At 64.9% G+C, this 15,168-nt stretch carries 14 protein-coding genes; 5 read left to right on the plus strand and 9 right to left on the minus strand.

Features of this window, described 5'->3' with window-relative positions:
- Nucleotides 1-7 precede the first annotated feature (7 nt).
- A complete protein-coding gene (locus tag AC1D0O_RS15745; protein WP_477654445.1) occupies nt 8-1,213 on the plus strand; it encodes a pyridoxal-phosphate-dependent aminotransferase family protein in 1,206 nt (401 codons plus the stop codon).
- Here the strand turns inward: AC1D0O_RS15745 and AC1D0O_RS15750 are convergent.
- The 7 genes from AC1D0O_RS15750 to AC1D0O_RS15780 all read right to left on the minus strand — a co-directional run bounded on the left by AC1D0O_RS15750 (nt 1,197) and on the right by AC1D0O_RS15780 (nt 9,196).
- Nucleotides 1,197-2,009 (minus strand): SDR family NAD(P)-dependent oxidoreductase, encoded by an 813-nt coding sequence (locus AC1D0O_RS15750; protein WP_477654446.1) that lies wholly within the window; start codon nt 2,007-2,009, stop codon nt 1,197-1,199. The genes AC1D0O_RS15745 and AC1D0O_RS15750 overlap by 17 nt on opposite strands.
- A gap of 321 nt (nt 2,010-2,330) precedes the next feature.
- Entirely contained in the window at nt 2,331-3,074 is a 744-nt protein-coding gene (locus tag AC1D0O_RS15755) for an SDR family NAD(P)-dependent oxidoreductase (RefSeq protein ID WP_477654447.1), read from the minus strand.
- 29 nt (nt 3,075-3,103) lie between these two features.
- The gene (locus AC1D0O_RS15760; RefSeq protein WP_477654448.1) at nt 3,104-4,033 is read right to left on the minus strand and encodes a branched-chain amino acid ABC transporter permease; all 930 of its coding nucleotides are present in this window, start codon (nt 4,031-4,033) and stop codon (nt 3,104-3,106) included.
- 26 nt (nt 4,034-4,059) lie between these two features.
- A complete protein-coding gene (locus AC1D0O_RS15765; protein WP_477654449.1) occupies nt 4,060-5,412 on the minus strand; it encodes an ABC transporter substrate-binding protein in 1,353 nt (450 codons plus the stop codon).
- A gap of 31 nt (nt 5,413-5,443) precedes the next feature.
- Nucleotides 5,444-6,346 (minus strand): NAD(P)-dependent oxidoreductase, encoded by a 903-nt coding sequence (locus AC1D0O_RS15770; RefSeq protein ID WP_477654450.1) that lies wholly within the window; start codon nt 6,344-6,346, stop codon nt 5,444-5,446.
- A 25-nt stretch (nt 6,347-6,371) separates the two neighbouring features.
- Nucleotides 6,372-8,315, minus strand: coding sequence for a bifunctional 5-dehydro-2-deoxygluconokinase/5-dehydro-2-deoxyphosphogluconate aldolase (locus AC1D0O_RS15775; RefSeq protein ID WP_477654451.1), 1,944 nt, complete (start codon nt 8,313-8,315; stop codon nt 6,372-6,374).
- Nucleotides 8,312-9,196, minus strand: coding sequence for a MurR/RpiR family transcriptional regulator (locus tag AC1D0O_RS15780; RefSeq protein WP_477654452.1), 885 nt, complete (start codon nt 9,194-9,196; stop codon nt 8,312-8,314). The genes AC1D0O_RS15775 and AC1D0O_RS15780 overlap by 4 nt, the downstream gene beginning before the upstream one ends.
- A gap of 201 nt (nt 9,197-9,397) precedes the next feature.
- Here AC1D0O_RS15780 and AC1D0O_RS15785 point away from each other — a divergent pair, with 201 nt between their 5' ends.
- Genes AC1D0O_RS15785 through AC1D0O_RS15800 form a run of 4 tightly spaced genes read left to right on the plus strand, consistent with a single transcriptional unit; the run spans nt 9,398 to nt 12,521 of the window.
- Nucleotides 9,398-10,411: a branched-chain amino acid ABC transporter permease gene (locus AC1D0O_RS15785; protein WP_477654453.1), complete on the plus strand. Its 1,014-nt coding sequence runs from the start codon at nt 9,398-9,400 to the stop codon at nt 10,409-10,411.
- Nucleotides 10,408-11,151 (plus strand): ABC transporter ATP-binding protein, encoded by a 744-nt coding sequence (locus AC1D0O_RS15790; protein WP_477654454.1) that lies wholly within the window; start codon nt 10,408-10,410, stop codon nt 11,149-11,151. The genes AC1D0O_RS15785 and AC1D0O_RS15790 overlap by 4 nt, the downstream gene beginning before the upstream one ends.
- A complete protein-coding gene (locus AC1D0O_RS15795; RefSeq protein WP_477654455.1) occupies nt 11,148-11,894 on the plus strand; it encodes an ABC transporter ATP-binding protein in 747 nt (248 codons plus the stop codon). The genes AC1D0O_RS15790 and AC1D0O_RS15795 overlap by 4 nt, the downstream gene beginning before the upstream one ends.
- Nucleotides 11,895-11,900: 6 nt before the next feature.
- A complete protein-coding gene (locus AC1D0O_RS15800; RefSeq protein WP_477654456.1) occupies nt 11,901-12,521 on the plus strand; it encodes an ATP-binding cassette domain-containing protein in 621 nt (206 codons plus the stop codon).
- A gap of 8 nt (nt 12,522-12,529) precedes the next feature.
- Here AC1D0O_RS15800 and AC1D0O_RS15805 read toward each other — a convergent pair whose 3' ends face one another.
- Nucleotides 12,530-13,078 (minus strand): GNAT family N-acetyltransferase, encoded by a 549-nt coding sequence (locus tag AC1D0O_RS15805; protein WP_477654457.1) that lies wholly within the window; start codon nt 13,076-13,078, stop codon nt 12,530-12,532.
- Nucleotides 13,079-13,157: 79 nt separating this feature from the next.
- Nucleotides 13,158-14,960 (minus strand): sigma 54-interacting transcriptional regulator, encoded by a 1,803-nt coding sequence (locus AC1D0O_RS15810; RefSeq protein WP_477654458.1) that lies wholly within the window; start codon nt 14,958-14,960, stop codon nt 13,158-13,160.
- Between the last annotated feature and the right edge of the window lie 208 nt (nt 14,961-15,168).

The following is a 15,168-nucleotide window of genomic DNA, read 5'->3' on the forward strand; positions in this document are numbered from 1 at the left end:
TTTCCGCATGACGCCCCACCCACGCATCCCCGGCCACCGATTCCTCCACTCACCCGGCCCCACGCGGGTGCCCGACGAGGTCATGGACGCGATGCGGCGCCAGCCCATGGACCTGGCCGACCCGCGGCTTGATCGTGTGATCCAGGCCTGCGAGACCGGGCTCAAGGCGCTGCTGCAAACCGAAAAGGCCGACGTCTTCCTGTATGCCTGCAACGGCCACGGCGCCTGGGAGGCCGTGATCGCCAACCTGCTCGCACCCGGCCAGCAGGTGCTCATCGCCGGCACCGGGCATTTCTCCGAATCCTGGGCCGTGCAGGCCGAGGCCATGGGCGCGAAAGTGCTGCGCACGCCCTGGCGCGAGGGTTATCCGATTGACGTGCCGGCGATAGAAGCCGCGTTGCGCGCCGACACCGCGCACGCCATCGTGGCCGTGTTTGCAGTCCACACCGACACCGCCAGCGGCATGACCAGCGACCTCGCCCGGATCCGGCAGGCGCTGGATGCCGCGGCGCATCCCGCGCTGCTGGTGGTGGACGTGGTCGCCTCGCTGGGCGCGGCGCCCTTTGCCATGGATGCGCTGGGCGCCAACGTCGTACTGGGCGCTTCACAAAAAGGCCTGATGGTGCCGCCCGGCCTGGCCTTTGTGGCCGCAGACGCCGCCGCGATGAAGGTCGCCGCGGCCAACCCCTCACCGCGCTTCTACTGGGACTGGGCGCGTCGGCAAAGCCCGCTGAGCTATCGCAAGTTCTGCGGCACGCCGCCGCAAAGCCTGCTCTTCGGCCTAGAGGCCGCACTGGGATTGATTTTTCACGAGGGCGTTGAGCAAGTCGTCGCCCGCCACCGGATGATCGCCAGCGCCGTGCATGCCGCCGTCGAGGGCTGGAGTGAAGGCGGTGCGCTCAGCCTGTTTGTGCGCGAGCCGGCCGCGCGCTCGGTCTCTGTCACCACGGTGTCCGTGGCTGCCGGCATAGACCCTGAAGCCTTGCGCGCGGTCGCGCGCGAGCAGTTCCAGGTCGCCATCGCGGGCGGCCTGGGCCCGCTGGCCGGCCGCAGCTTTCGCATAGGCCACCTGGGCGACATGAACCCAGCGATGATCCTGGGCTGCCTGGCCGGCGTGGAAGCAGCCCTGCGGGTGCAGGGCATTCCCATCGGCAGCGGCGGCGTGCAGCATGCCGTCGCGGCACTGGCGGGTGGAGTTACTGGGAAGCGGTAATACCGCCGTCGAGGTAAAGCACTTGGCCCGTGACAAACCGGGATGCGGGCGCCGCAAAAAATACCGCCGCGCCGGCCACGTCCTGCGGGTCCGCCACGCGGCCCAGCGGAATGCGCTCCAGCACCTGTTTGCGCGTCTCGGGATTTTCCAGCCAGTGGCGCGCCATCTCGGTCTGTACCACCGTGGGCGCGATGCCGTTGACGGTGATGCCGTGCGGCGCGAGTTCGCTGGCGTGCTGGCGTATCAGCATGACCAGGCCACCCTTGCTGCTGCTGTAGGCCGAGTAGCCACGGCCGCGCAAACCGAGCTGCGCGCGCACCGAGAGCAAATGCACCTGCGCGCCGCCCTTGCCGCCTGCGATCTGCTGTCTGGCTGCCGCCTGCGCTAAAAACATCGCGGCCTTCAGATTAACCTGCAGCACTTCGTCAAAGGCTTCTTCGGTGACCTCTAGCAAGGCCTGCTCGCGCTGCATGCCGACGCAGTTCACCAGGATGTCGAGGCCGCCCCATCGCCCGGCCACCGCGTCGACGGAAGCCTGCATCTGCGTCACCGAATGCGCGTCCATGGCCAGGCCCATGGCTTCATGTCCCGCCGCCTGCAAGGCCGAGGCCACGGCCTGCGCCTTGGCCTCGTCGCGGCCCGACACCGCGACACGCGCGCCGGCCATCGCCAGGCCCCAGGCAATCGCCTCGCCAATGCCACCGTAGCCGCCGGGTACGTAAGCGGTCTTGCCGTGCAGGTCAAACAGGCCTGTCAGCGCGGTGCTGAAATCGATGGAGGGTGTGATGCTGCTCATGGATGGCGAAATTGTGGGCGCAAAGCGGGCGGGCGGCGAAAGGGCTTTCCCTGCCAAGGGCCTGTTAGCACTATGTTTACAAATGCGAATGGGGTGAAAACGGCGCCAATCAAGGCGCGCGACGACGCCCAGACCGGGTGTCTGCGCTAGGAGCGCAACGCCGAGTGGCGCCGTTTTCACCCCATTCCCTTCGGGTTGCGATCAAAAAGGCCTTGCGCGGCGTTGCAAAGCCTTGACGGGGTTCACCCCGCCTGCGTTTTGCGCCTTGCTCAAGGCCTTTTTGACTCGCAACGCATCTTGCAAACATAGTGCTAACAGGCCCTAGTCCATCAACAGGCCGCCATTGAGATCAATGATTTCGCCGGTAATGAAACCCGACAGCGGCGAAGCAAGGAAGCGCACCACATGCGCGAATTCCTCGGGTTCGCAAAAGCGGCCGACCGGGATGTCCTTGAGCAGCTTCTGGCGCTGCTCCTCGTTGAGCTGTTCGGTGATCATGGGCGTCTTGACGTAAGCCGGCGCGACGGCGTTGGCCGTGACGCCAAAGGGTGCGAGCTCGCGCGCCAGCGAGAAGGTCAACGAACTCATCGCGCCCTTGGACACCGAGTACGCCGTACCCGCCGTCAGGCCGCCGGTCTTGGCCGCCAGCGAGCTGGTGTTGATGATGCGGCCGAAGCGCCGCGCCTTCATCGCCGGCACCACCTGCTGCGCAAGGTAAAACGCACCGTCCAGGTTGGCGCCCAGCACGCGCCGCCATTCACCGGCTTCGGTGGCTTCGACCTTGTTGTTCGACAGGATGCCGGCGTTGTTGACCAGGATGTCGACGGGCCCGAAGGCCTTGACGATGAGCGCATGGCCGTCGCTGACGGCGGCCGCATCGCTGATGTCAAACGAGAACGGTAGGGCACGCGAACCCAGCTCATCGGCCAGCGCGCGGTTGCGCTCATGGCTCACATCGACCATCGCGACCTTGCAGCCGTCTTCGAGCAAGGCCTTGACGACGGCCAGGCCCATGGTGCCGGCCGCGCCCGTGACCAGCGCGACTTTGTCTTGAAGCGATTTCATTCAAATAGCTTTCTGCTGAGACGAGTGAATCAAGCGTCTAAAACGCTCTTTTTTCCGAAGAGGCCGCGCGAACGAAAAGTCACAACGGCAATGAACAACAGGTACATGGACATCAGCGACCACTCGGATGCATAGGACCCTGTGAGCCCCACCACCATGCCGACCATCAGTCCCGCAATCACCGCGCCCCACAGCGAACCGACACCGCCCAGCACAATGATCAGGAAAGCCGGCACCACCGCATCCACGCCCACATGCGGGCGTATGCCCCAGATCGGCGCCATGACCACACCCGCGATGGCGGCCAGCGCCACGCCCAGGCCGAAGACGAAGAGGCGCAGGCGCGAAAGGTTGATGCCCAGGGCGCGTACCATTTCGCTGTCGTGCGCGCCGGCCTTGATGATGGCACCGTAGGGTGTCTTTTGCAAAAACACCCAGAGCAGCACAATCATCAGGACGGCAAAGCCGCTGGCGAAGAAGCGGTACTTTGAATAGACCAGGTCGCCCATCAGGAAAGCGCCGGAGATCACCTCGGGCAGCATCAGCTGCTTTTCCGACGAGCCCCACACCAGCCGTATGCCCTCTTCAATCACCAGGGCAGCGCCGAAGGTCAGCAGCAGCCCGTACAGCGGGTCGCGGCCGTAGGTACGCCGCATGCACAGCTCCAGCAGCATGCCGAAGATGCCGACAAAAATCGGCGCAAAAACAAGCGCCACGCCGTAGCGCGTTCCGAGTGGCAAGCTCATGTACCAGGCCTGCAGGTTGGGAAACATACCCAGCTGCGGCGCGATCAGGAAGAGCGCGAAGTACATGCCCAGCGCGAACAGCGAACCGTGCGCGAGGTTGATGGTCTCCATCACCCCCACGATCAGCATGAAGCCCAGCGCGATCAGCGCGAACAACAGCCCCAGCGAGATGCCGTTGACGAGATGCGGAATAAGCTGGAGCAGGAAATCCATGTCGGTCTTTGAAGGTCAAGGGCCGGTCAGGCTTCGTAGCTTGGCGTCGCGTCGTAGCTCTCGAGCTTGCAGGCGCCCGCGGAATCCTTGTCCATCACGTCCTTGGGATCGGCCTGCGTGAGGATCTTGAAGATGTCGTCCTTCTCGGCCGGCTGGTCGTTGTAGCTGGCCATGTAAATCGTCTGCTGGCACTGGTGGGTGACCGGGTCCATCCAGGCGTCGTAGTGCTGCAGGCGGTCGGCGGCGCTCATCTTGCGGCCCTCGAGCTTCTTGATGACGGCGATGTTGTTGGTGGTGCCGGCTTCTTCCACGCAGCGCAGCAGTTCGCGCGTGGCCATGTAGCCGTTGTGGTACACATTGCCCGGCACGCGTATCGCCATGCCCGGGAACTGCTTCTGGTAGGCCGCGACGAACTCCTTCACGCCGGGCAGGTTCAGGCGCCAGTACCAGGTGGTGCCGAAGACGCCGAAGATAGCTTCGGGGCCCAGGCCATAGACGTCGGGCCAGTCCTGCTGGTTGTTGATCCAGGCCATGGTCTGGTTCATCTTGAGCTGCACCACCTGCTGGCGCAGCGCCTTGATGTCGTCGCCGCCCACGGCCGTGGCCACCACATTGGGCTTGAGCTGCTGCAGCTTGAGCAGGTAGGACGAAAAGTCGCGGGTGTTCTGCGGCACCAGCAACTCATCGACGATCTTTCCGCCGTTTGCTTCCACGATGGCGCGTGTCGCCTTGGAGGTGGTGTGGCCCCACACATAGTCGTTGGTCAGCAGCACCCAGTTCTTGCCACTGGCCTTGATCGCGTTCTTGACGATGGCGTTGGAAAAATTGGTGCCGTTGCCGTCCCAGACGAACTTGGTGCGGTGGCAGTCCTTGCCGGCCTCGGTCGGGCTGCTGGAGTTGGTGTTGAGGAACACCGTGCCGTACTTCTGCGCGACCTGCGAGATGGCGTTGGACACGCCCGAGTGCACCGCACCTATCAGGAAGGCCGCCTCGTTGCGCGTGATCATGCGTTCGGCCACACGCGAGCCGGTGGCCGGCGTGGTTTCGGTGTCGATGTGGATGGCCTCGATGCGCCGGCCCAGCACGCCGCCCTTGTCGTTGAATTCCTTGATCGCCATCATGGCGCCCAGGCGCTCCTCGGCGCCCGAGGCCGCGTACAGCCCCGAGGCGTCCATGGTGAGGCCAATGGTCAGCGGCTTCTTCTGGCCGCTCTGCGCCCAGGCGTGGTTGTGCTTCCACGGGCCCATAAAAGGTGCCGCGCCGTACAGGCCCGCGCCCACCAGCGCCAGGCTGGAATGCTTGAGCAGCGTTCGGCGCGAAGTGGCCGTGGCCTCGGGTTTGGATTCGGGACTTGTGTCGTTGTTGTTGATGTCGCTCATGGTTTTGTCTCCTGCGTGTTGAGGGATGGGCTTAACGGGGAACGATCTTGACGTCGTTGAGTTTTTCCTGTGCTTCGAAAAGGGAGGCGATCAGCTTGTCGCCGAAGCCGGCGTTGCTGGCCTGGATCAGGCTCTGGTGCGTGGCCTCGCCCATAAAGCTGGTGACGGGCAGCATCTCGGCCAGGTGGGTGTAGTAGCGCAGGTCTTTCTGCGCATTGGCGATGCCGAACTTGAAGCCGGTGACATCGCCTTCCTTGAGCGTCTTGGTCGCCATCATCTGGAAGATGCCGCAGTTCACACCGCCGGCCGAGATCACGTCGTACAGGCGGTTCAGGTCCAGCCCGCTTTTGGCCGCGACCGCGAAGGCCTCGGCGATCGAAGCGGCAAAACTCATGGCCATCATGTTGTTGACCAGCTTGAGCACATGGCCATGGCCGGGCGGGCCGACGTGGAAGATGTTTTCGCAGAAGGCCTTGAGCACCGGCTCCAGCGTCTTGAAGTCTTCAGGCTCGGCGCCCACCATGGTGTTGAGCCGGCCTTCCTCGGCCTCCTTGGGCGTGCGCGCCAGCGGCGCATCGACCAGCTTGATGCTCTTGGCCGCAAGGTCATTACGGATGCGGGTACTGGAGGCCGGTTCGGCGGTGGAAGTGTCGACCACGATCAGGCCTTTGCGGCCGCTGTCCAGCAAGCCATCCTTGCCGTAGACGATGTCCTCGACCTGGGGCGAGCCCGTGACGCAGATGAACACAATGTCCGATGCCTGCGCGCATTCGGCGTTGGTTTTGGCTTCCTTCGCACCGGCGGCGATGAGGTCGGCCAGGTTGTCGCGGTTGCGGTTGACCTTGAATGTCAGGCCGAAGCCTTTGGCCAGCAGGTTCTTGGCCATGCCGTGGCCCATCATGCCGATGCCGATAAATCCGATTTTAGGTGTCATGTTGTCTCCGTCTTGTTTCTTGTTTTCAGTTCACGGCTTCAGCCGCACCGGCTGAAGCGCCGCTCCGTTTGCCTGCCCGCGCCTGGTCCCACAGCACGATCAGCCGCGCATAACGCTCGGCAATGTCTTTCACGACCGCCGCATCGTCCATGGCGCCCGAGAACCAGCCGTTCGCGGCATCGGCAAAAATCGAACGCCCCACCGCGAAGCCGCGGCAGATGGCGTGCGGCGCCGCGATGCGAAAGCTCTGGGCTAGCTTTTCCTCGCTGGCTTCCAGGCCCAGCACCAGCACGCCGCGGCAATGGGCATCGTGCTGGTGAATGACCGTGGCGATCTTTTCCCAGGCGGCCGCGCTGGCGGCGGGCGGCAGCTTCCACCAGTCGGGGAAGATGCCGGCCTGGTAGATCTGCTCCAGCGCCAGCGGCACGGTGTCGTCGTCGGCCGGCATGTCCTTGGGCGGAATGACCTCGATGAGGAATTCGTGGAAGCTGTCGACACTGGCGCGCTGCAGGTCGCGCAGCTTGGCCAGCTGGCTTTCGCGCAGGGCTGGCGTGTCGTGCGGGTGGTAATACACCAGGCACTTGGCGACGTGCTCGCCGGGCCAGGTCCGCATCGCCGCGCCCAGGCCGGCGCCGGCTTCGAACTGCAGCGGGCGTGAGCCCGGCAGCTCGACCGGTCGCGCCACCCACCAGCCCTTGCCGGTGACCGAAGGAAGCACGTCTTCGCCGAAACGCCCGTCGACGATCACGCCCACACCGGCGCGCTGGCCGGCGCCGCGGCGCGCACCCTCGGCGATCAAGGATTTAAAGACAGGGATGCGCTCATTGCCCGCACCGTGGCGCGCAGCCATTTCTTCGAGCTGCATGCGGTGGTCGAAGGCCAGGATCACCAGCTCTTCCCAGCGGCGTGTGCGCGTGCTGGCGCGGTGCAGGTGTTCGAGTTTCGCGTCTTCGCGCAAGCGGCGCGTGGCCGAGCCGCGCTCCAGGAAAAACTGCAGCTCTTCCCAGCTCGCCATGGCCGGCGCGCAGCCATGGCGCGACACGACCAGCGCCCCGCAGGCATTGGCATAGGCGCAGCAGCGCGTGAGCGGCTCGCCCGGAATCCAGCCGCGCAGAAAGCCCGACATGAAAGCATCGCCCGCGCCCAGCACGTTGTAGACGTCGACCGGAAAGCCCGGGCCTTGCAGGCCCTTTTCCAACGAATCGGGAATCGCGCCGTCGAACACCACGCAACCCATGGGGCCGCGTTTGACGACCAATGTGCCGGCCGTCAGCTCGCGCAGGCGGCGCAAGGCGGCCAGCGTGTCGGTGCTGCCGCCGGCGATGTGGATCTCTTCCTCGGTGCCGACCACCAGGTCGCACTGGCCGATGACGGTTTGCAGGTGCGCGCTGACCTCGCCCGAGGGCACAAAGCGCTGCTCACCCATGCCGGGGCTGGTCAGGCCCCAGAGCACGGGGCGGTAGTCGATGTCCAGCACCACGCGTGTGCCCGCGGCCTTGGCCAGCGCCATGGCGCGGGTGCAGCTTTCATAGGTGAGCGGCTGCGACAGGTGCGTGCCCGAAATCAGCAAGGCCTTGGATGAGGCGATAAAGGCCGCGTCGAAATCGTCCGGGCCGATCGCCATGTCGGCGCAGTTGTCGCGGTAAAACACCAGCGGGAAGGTGTCGCGGTCCTGGATGCCCAGGAAAACCAGCGCGGTCAGGCGCTTGGGGTCGGTGGCGACGTGGCTCACGTCCACGCCCTCGGCCGCCAGGGTTTCGCGCACAAAGCGGCCGTTGTGCTCGTCGCCCACGCGCGTCAGCATGGCGGGCTTCAGGCCCAGGCGCGCCACGCCCACGGCGGTGTTGGCGGGTGAGCCGCCCAGGTATTTGCTGAAGCTCTGCATGTCTTCAAGCCGGCCGCCGATTTGTTCGCCATACAGGTCGACGGCGGCGCGGCCCATGCAGATCAAATCCAGCGGACGGGTCATGCGGCCCCCTTGCGCGTGGCCTTGGCTGCTACCGGCTTGGCCTTGGTTTTCGCGGCGCCCTGCTCGGCCAGCTGGTGGCCGGTGCTGACCACCAGCGCCTGCGCCAGGCACAGCGGCGCGACCAGCGAGCGGAAGGGCTTGGACGAATCGTCGGCCAGCTCCAGGCAAACCTTGGCGTGCGCCTTGAGCGGCGAGATGGGGCCGTCGGTGATGGCGATCACCGAGGCGCCCAGTTTGGCGGCGATGGCCGCGGCCTCGATGACCTCGGGCGAATAGTTGCGAAAGCTCGCGGCGATCAGCACGTCACCGGGCGCGATGGAGCGCAGGCTTTCGCGCAGCATGCCGCCCGTGCCGTCGAGCAGATGGGTGCGCAGTTCAAGCTGGCTCAGCGCATAAGCCAGGTAGCCCGCCACCGGGAAAGCGCGGCGCTGGGCCAGCACGTGGATGCGCGGCGCGGAGGCCATGAGTTTCACGGCCGCTTTGAGGTCGGCCTGGGCGATGCTTTCCTCCAGGTGGCCGAGCTCGGCCACCGATTCGCCCACCAGCTGGTGCAGTACACCGGCCGGCGCGCGCTCGCCGTTGAGCTGCTTGCGGCGCATCTGGTCTATGCGCTCACGGTAGCTGTCGGAACGCTCCAGCAGGTGGCCGCGAAACACCTGCTGCATTTCGGAAAAACCGCCATAGCCCAGCGCGTTGGCGAAACGGATCATGGCCGAAGGCTGCACCTCGGTGGCCTCGGCCACCGTCGCCACCGTGCCCAGCGCCAGGTCGTTGGGTTGCTCAAGCGCGAAGCGCGCGATGCGCTGCAGCTGCTTGGACATGTCCGGGTAAGTCCGGCCAATCAGCGCCTTGAGTTCTTCGTAAGTCGTTGCAGAGTCCATATGTCGTTGTCGCCTGGGGAATGCGATGGACGGGCCGGGCCTGCGTCGCATCAAATTAGAATAAATGTTCTTGCTTGTTTAAATAATAGAACGTATATTCTGTTCTGTCCAGCCCTTCTTCAGCTTTTCTTTCAACGTTTCTTTTCCAGCGCTTTATTCCTTCATCCAATCAGCCAGAACAAACGAAGAGACAAGGTCCCCATGCAACTCGCCTCCGGCCGCGCGCCGCTGATCCCCCTGCCGATGCTCGCCACCCTGCTGGTGCTGCTGTCCACACCGCTATGGGTGGGTCGCGTCGGGCTGTACCAATACCTGGCCCTGGAAATCATGATCTGGGTGCTGTTCGCGCTGGGCTACAACCTGCTGCTGGGCTTCACCGGCCTGCCCTCCTTCGGGCACGGCGCCTTCTTCGGCACGGGCGCTTACGCCTTCGGCCTGCTGCAGCTCAAGGTCTGGCCCAACCTGTGGTTCGACCTGGCCGGCGCGGTGCTGGTCACGGCGGCGCTGGGCGCGCTGGTGGCGCTGTTCATCTCGCACCGGCGCGGCATTTATTACGCGCTGCTCACCATTGCCTTCGGCCAGGTGTTCTGGTTCATCGCCAACAAATGGCATACCGTCACGGGCGGTGAAGACGGGTTGCTCAACATCAAGCGCCTGCCTGCCGATTTCGGTTTTGTGTCTTTCAACCTTTCGGGCAACAACGCCCTCTTTTTCTTTTGCCTGGCGCTGTTCGCACTGGTGCTGCTGGGCCTGTGGCGGCTGATCCATTCGCCGCTGGGCCGCATCTTCAGCGCCATCAAGCAGAACGAAATGCGCGCGGCCTTTGTGGGCTACAACGTCTGGCTCTACAAGTGGCTGGCCTTCACCCTCTCCACCGCCGTCGCGGGCCTGGCCGGCGCACTGTTCGCCATGGCGCAGCAGTCGGCCTACCCCAACGTGATGAGCCTGCACAACTCGGGTTTTGTCGTGATGATGGTGCTGATAGGCGGTGGGCTGGTGAGCTTCTGGGGGCCCGTCATAGGCGCGACTTTCTTTATCCTGGCGCGCGACCTGCTCGGCGCCTACACCGAGACCTGGCTGCTCTGGTACGGGCTGATCTTCATGGCCATGGTCTTGTTCAAACCTGAAGGCGTCGCCGGCGCATGGCAAGCCTGGAAAGCCAGGCCGCGCCGCAACGCGCCGGCCAAGCCGGTCCACGCGGGAGGTGCGCTGTGAAGCTCTTCGAGGCCAGCGGCCTTTCCAAACGTTTTGGCGCCCAGGTGGTGCTGCAGGACATCACGCTCAGCTTCGAGGAAGGCCAACTCAACGGCATCATGGGCCCCAACGGCGCGGGCAAGACCACCTGCTTCAACGTGCTGACGGGCCGCTACAAGCCCGACCGCGGCCGCGTGACCTTTGCCGGTGAAGACATCACAGGCCTGTCGCCGCGCGAGATCGCGCGCAAGGGCGTATCGCGCTCTTTCCAGATCATGAATCTGTTCGACAGCTACACCGCGCTCGACAACGTGCTGGTGGCTACGCCGCATGTGCGCAGGCAGGGCTTCAACCCCTGGCGCGACCTGGGCGCCGACAGCACGGCGCAGCAACTGGCCGCTGCCATCCTCGAACGCGTGGGCCTCAAGGGCAAGGAGCGCACGCTGGCCAGCAGCCTGTCTTACGGAGAGCGCCGCGCGCTGGAGATCGGCGTGGCGCTGGCGGCGGAGCCGCGCATGCTGTTTCTTGACGAGCCCACCGCCGGCCTGGGCGCCGAAGGCACGGCCCGCCTCATGGAGCTGGTGAAAGAACTCAAGCGCCAGCTCACGATTGTGATCATCGAACACGACATGAACTTTCTTTTCAAGCTCGCCGACCAGATCTCCGTCATCCATTGGGGCCAGGTCATCAGCCAGGGCACGCCAGACCAGTTGCGGCAAAACGAATGGGTGCGCCGCTCCAACCTGGGAGCGTTGGCATGAGCGCGGTGCTGAAATCCGTCGTCCAGGCCGTGTCACAGCCGGCGGACATGCTGGCCGTGGAACGTATAGACACTTTTTACGGCGAAACGCAGGTGCTGTTCGACGTGTCGCTCAAAGTCGGCGCCGGTGAGGTGGTGGCGCTGCTGGGCCCCAATGGCGCGGGCAAGACCACGCTGCTGCGCTCCATCCTGGGCCTGACGCCGCCGCGCAAGGGCGCCATTGCCTTCGACGCGCGCGACATCACGCGTTTGCCCACGCACGAAATCGCCAAGGCCGGCATGGGCTGGGTGCCTGACGACAGGCGCATCTTCCCGACGCTGACAGTGGCGCGCAACCTGGCCATCGCGCGCAAGGCCACGCGCTTCCGCTCCTGGCACGAGAAAGAGTGTTTTGAAATCTTCAGCGCGCTCGAGTACCTGATGCACCGGGAGTGCGAAAACCTCTCGGGCGGCGAGATGCAGATGGTCGCGATCTCGCGCGCGCTGCTGGGTTCGCCCGGCCTGGTGCTCTTTGATGAGCCCAGCCAGGGCCTGGCGCCCAAGGTGGTGCAGGACGTGATGAAGACCATCAGCCGGCTCAAGGCCGAAGGCATCGCGGTGCTGGTGGTCGAGCAGAACGTGCAAAGCGCGCTGCGGGTGGCCAACCGCGCCTATGTGATGAACCAGGGCGTGATCGTCCACGAGGGCCCCGCGGCCGACCTGCGCAACGACGCCGCGCTGTGCCGGCAGCTTTTGGGAGTTTGAGCCAGCATGAGCCATCCACTTTTACGTGTCGAGAACGTCGCCAAGCAATACCAGCGCGGCCTCTTGCGCAAGACCACAACCTTTTCACTGAACGCCGATTTCGAAGTACACAAACCCTGCGTGGTCGGTGTCATGGGCCCCAACGGATCCGGCAAGACCACGCTGTTCGAGCTGATCACCGGCAGCAACCTGCCGAGCGCGGGCCGCGTGCTGGTCAACGGCCAGGACATCCACCAGGTGCGCACGCGTGAACGCGACCGGCTGGCGATCCACTACCACCAGTCCTACCAGGTGCGGTCCTTCCAGAAGACCAAACCCGACTTCATGCTGGCGCACGCGCAAAGCGATTCGCCGCTGGTGCACCTGTTCGACGAGCCGCAGTTCAACACCCAGGACGGCTACATCGGCTTCATGCTCGACTTCTTCGCCAAGCTCAAGGCCAACGGCCGGCTGGTGTTTTTATGCCTGCATCCCAACGAGCCTTATCACGTCGACATCCTGCGGCAATGCTGCGAGCGTTTCATCTTTGTGCATAAGGGCGCGGTCAGCGAGGCGCCGGATTTCGACACGCTGGCGCGCGACGAAAGGGTGCGGGCCTACCTGGGGGCGCTGGCGCCGGCACGTTGATCAGCAGCTCACACGCGTTCAGGCCTGTCCAGCTGGTAAATGAAATGCTTGTGGTTGTCGGCCGGGTTGTCGGGCGTCAGCAAGCCGCTGGCCGCGCGCACAAAGCCGGCACGCTCCAGCGCGCACCATGAGGCGGTGTTGTCGGCATGCACCGGCACGACCAGCGCGGGCGCATCGGTGTCATCGCGCCAGAGCTGGCGCACAAATGCGGCGATCATTGCGCTGCCCCAGCCTCGGCCCAGGGCCTTGGGCGGGCCAATCAGGTAGTCGATGCTGCACGCAGCAGCCGGCACGGGAAGAATCGGGGCGAGTTCGGCCAGGTATTGCGGGTAGCTGTCCAGCCGGAAGCGCTGGACAAAGCCGATCGGTTCACCTTGGCGCAAGGCGATAAACACCTCCGCCGGTTCGGTGCCGTCAATGCAGCCGCCGTGATCGGCCTCGATCGCGTCGAGGGACGGGTCGGCGTCCCACCAGCGGGCGACATGCGGCTGGGCCAGCCAGCCACTCAGGAGCGGAAAGTCGCTGCGCGCCAGGCGCCGAAAATCAAAGTCGTCCAATAAAACCCCCGGTATCCCGCCGGATTGTGCCCGCCGCGACCATGACGGACAAGCCGCCGCGCGCGGCGCCCTGGACGACTCAAATCAGGCTGTGTTTCCTGGCCCTGTAGGCCAGCTTCGCACGCGTGGTGTTGAGCCGCCGCGCCGCCGCCGAAAGATTTCCCTGGCAGGCGGAGATGGCGCGTTCCAGCGTGTCGCGCTCGGTTTGCTCCAGGGACTGCGATGAAGCGGCGGTGCTCGCGGGCACGGGATTCGCGCATGCCTGTGCCCCATCGAAGTTCAAGGTGCCTGAACTGCCCTGCAGCCGCAAGGTCATGACCTCGGTGCTCAAGGTCTCGCCGCCGGTGAACAAATGGTGCACGTCGATCAAGCCGTCGGCATCGGCCATGATCACCGCGCGCTCGATCAGGTTCTGCAGTTCGCGGATGTTGCCGGGAAAACCGTAGTTCAGCAGGGTGCGCACCGAGGCCTGCGTGAAGCCGCCGGTGTTGCAGCCGTGCTTGCGCCGGTAGTGGTTCAGGAAATGGTTCATCAACAACGGAATGTCGTCGCGCCGCTCGCGCAGCGGCGGCAGGTGGATGGGGAACACATTGAGCCGGAAGAACAGGTCTTCGCGGAACCTGCCTTCGCGCACGGCCTGGCGCAAGTCCTCATTGGTGGCGGCCACCACGCGCACGTCGACCGCGATGCCGCGCGTGCCGCCCACGCGCTCGACCTCGCCCTCCTGCAGGGCGCGCAGCAGCTTGCCTTGCGCCACAAAACTCAGCATGCCGATTTCGTCCAGGAAAAGGGTGCCGCCGCTGGCCCGCTCAAAGCGGCCCGGCCGCGAATGGCTGGCCCCGGTGTAGGCGCCGCGCTCCACGCCGAACAGCTCGGACTCGATCAGGGTTTCCGGGATGGCCGCGCAGTTCACAGCAATGAAAGGCTGGTCCTTGCGCGGGCTGATCCTGTGCAGCATGCTGGCGAACTTCTCCTTGCCCACACCCGACTCACCCGTGAACAGCACGGTGGCGGTGGTGCGCGCCACCCGGCTCAACTGGTGGCAGGCCGCGTTGAAGGCCGATGAAGCGCCCACCATCGCGTCGCCGGCCGGCGCTTCGCTGGGCGCCAGGTCGGCCGGGCCCGCTTCGCTGCGCGCATAGGCCGCGGTGTCGACAAACTCCCTCGCGTTCAGGTAACGCATGTCCTCTTCAATGTTCTCCCACTTGTCGGCGGACTTGCCGACCACCCGGCATTGCGCCTGGCCCATGGACCGGCACATGGTTTCCCGGAAAACGATGAGACGGCCGAACAGCGTGCTGACGTAGCCCGTGGCATAACCCACCTGCATCCAGCAAGCCGGGGAGCCGCCTATGCCGTAGGCGGCGATGTGTTCATCGTCCTCGCTGGAGTTGTGCCAGATGAATTCGCCTTCGTAGCCGCTGGTGTCCGGATCGTAGGTCACGCTGACCAGTTCGACCTTGACCACGCCCTCGAGCGCGTGCAGGCGCGTGCCGGCCATGGCGGCCGCCGGCGGGTCGGCGTCGGGCCAGTGCTTGCGCACCAGCTGGGCATCGCGGGCGCCGCTGACGTAACCGGCGCGGGTGAACAGGCCGCGGGCTTTTTCGATGCCCAGGCTGTCGATCATTTCGCGGCGCATGGAACCCAGCGCCTCGGTGTGCAGCAGCACCATGCGCTGGTCCTGCAGCCAGATGCGCCCGTCGCCCGGCGAAAAGAACAGGCATTCGCTGATGTCCGCGATCGTCGGGTGCGTGTCGCCGCCTATGTGCGTGCTGGCAAACCCGCCCAAGGCCTTGGCCACCGATGCGCTGTCGAAGCTGCCCAGCGCGACCCCGGTGGCCCGGGCCACCTCGGCCAGGGAAATGCGATCGGATACACGCATGGCCTTGCTCCTCGATTTGATTGATTTGATTTGATCAATTGGTGAAATTTGATTCAACTTTATAACTATTTGATCAAGAAAACATGGGGGATTTCCATGTGCTGCGCCGCAGCAAACACACCTAGGGTATGTCCCGGTTTTCCCAGTGAAAACGCCTTGGGTGCGGCGCAGCAAGCGGGCCCTGGCGCGCGGCGCTGGTACATGCATT

It is taken from the genome of Polaromonas sp. P1_F2, assembly GCF_056405735.1.

Bases quoted from the DNA above. Each gene is read 5' to 3' on its own strand.
- AC1D0O_RS15745 (WP_477654445.1), top strand. From the start codon at position 8: ATGACGCCCCACCCACGCATCCCCGGCCACCGATTCCTCCACTCACCC.
- AC1D0O_RS15750 (WP_477654446.1), bottom strand. From the start codon at position 2,009: ATGAGCAGCATCACACCCTCCATCGATTTCAGCACCGCGCTGACAGGC.
- AC1D0O_RS15755 (WP_477654447.1), bottom strand. From the start codon at position 3,074: ATGAAATCGCTTCAAGACAAAGTCGCGCTGGTCACGGGCGCGGCCGGC.
- AC1D0O_RS15760 (WP_477654448.1), bottom strand. From the start codon at position 4,033: ATGGATTTCCTGCTCCAGCTTATTCCGCATCTCGTCAACGGCATCTCG.
- AC1D0O_RS15765 (WP_477654449.1), bottom strand. From the start codon at position 5,412: ATGAGCGACATCAACAACAACGACACAAGTCCCGAATCCAAACCCGAG.
- AC1D0O_RS15770 (WP_477654450.1), bottom strand. From the start codon at position 6,346: ATGACACCTAAAATCGGATTTATCGGCATCGGCATGATGGGCCACGGC.
- AC1D0O_RS15775 (WP_477654451.1), bottom strand. From the start codon at position 8,315: ATGACCCGTCCGCTGGATTTGATCTGCATGGGCCGCGCCGCCGTCGAC.
- AC1D0O_RS15780 (WP_477654452.1), bottom strand. From the start codon at position 9,196: ATGGACTCTGCAACGACTTACGAAGAACTCAAGGCGCTGATTGGCCGG.
- AC1D0O_RS15785 (WP_477654453.1), top strand. From the start codon at position 9,398: ATGCAACTCGCCTCCGGCCGCGCGCCGCTGATCCCCCTGCCGATGCTC.
- AC1D0O_RS15795 (WP_477654455.1), top strand. From the start codon at position 11,148: ATGAGCGCGGTGCTGAAATCCGTCGTCCAGGCCGTGTCACAGCCGGCG.
- AC1D0O_RS15800 (WP_477654456.1), top strand. From the start codon at position 11,901: ATGAGCCATCCACTTTTACGTGTCGAGAACGTCGCCAAGCAATACCAG.
- AC1D0O_RS15810 (WP_477654458.1), bottom strand. From the start codon at position 14,960: ATGCGTGTATCCGATCGCATTTCCCTGGCCGAGGTGGCCCGGGCCACC.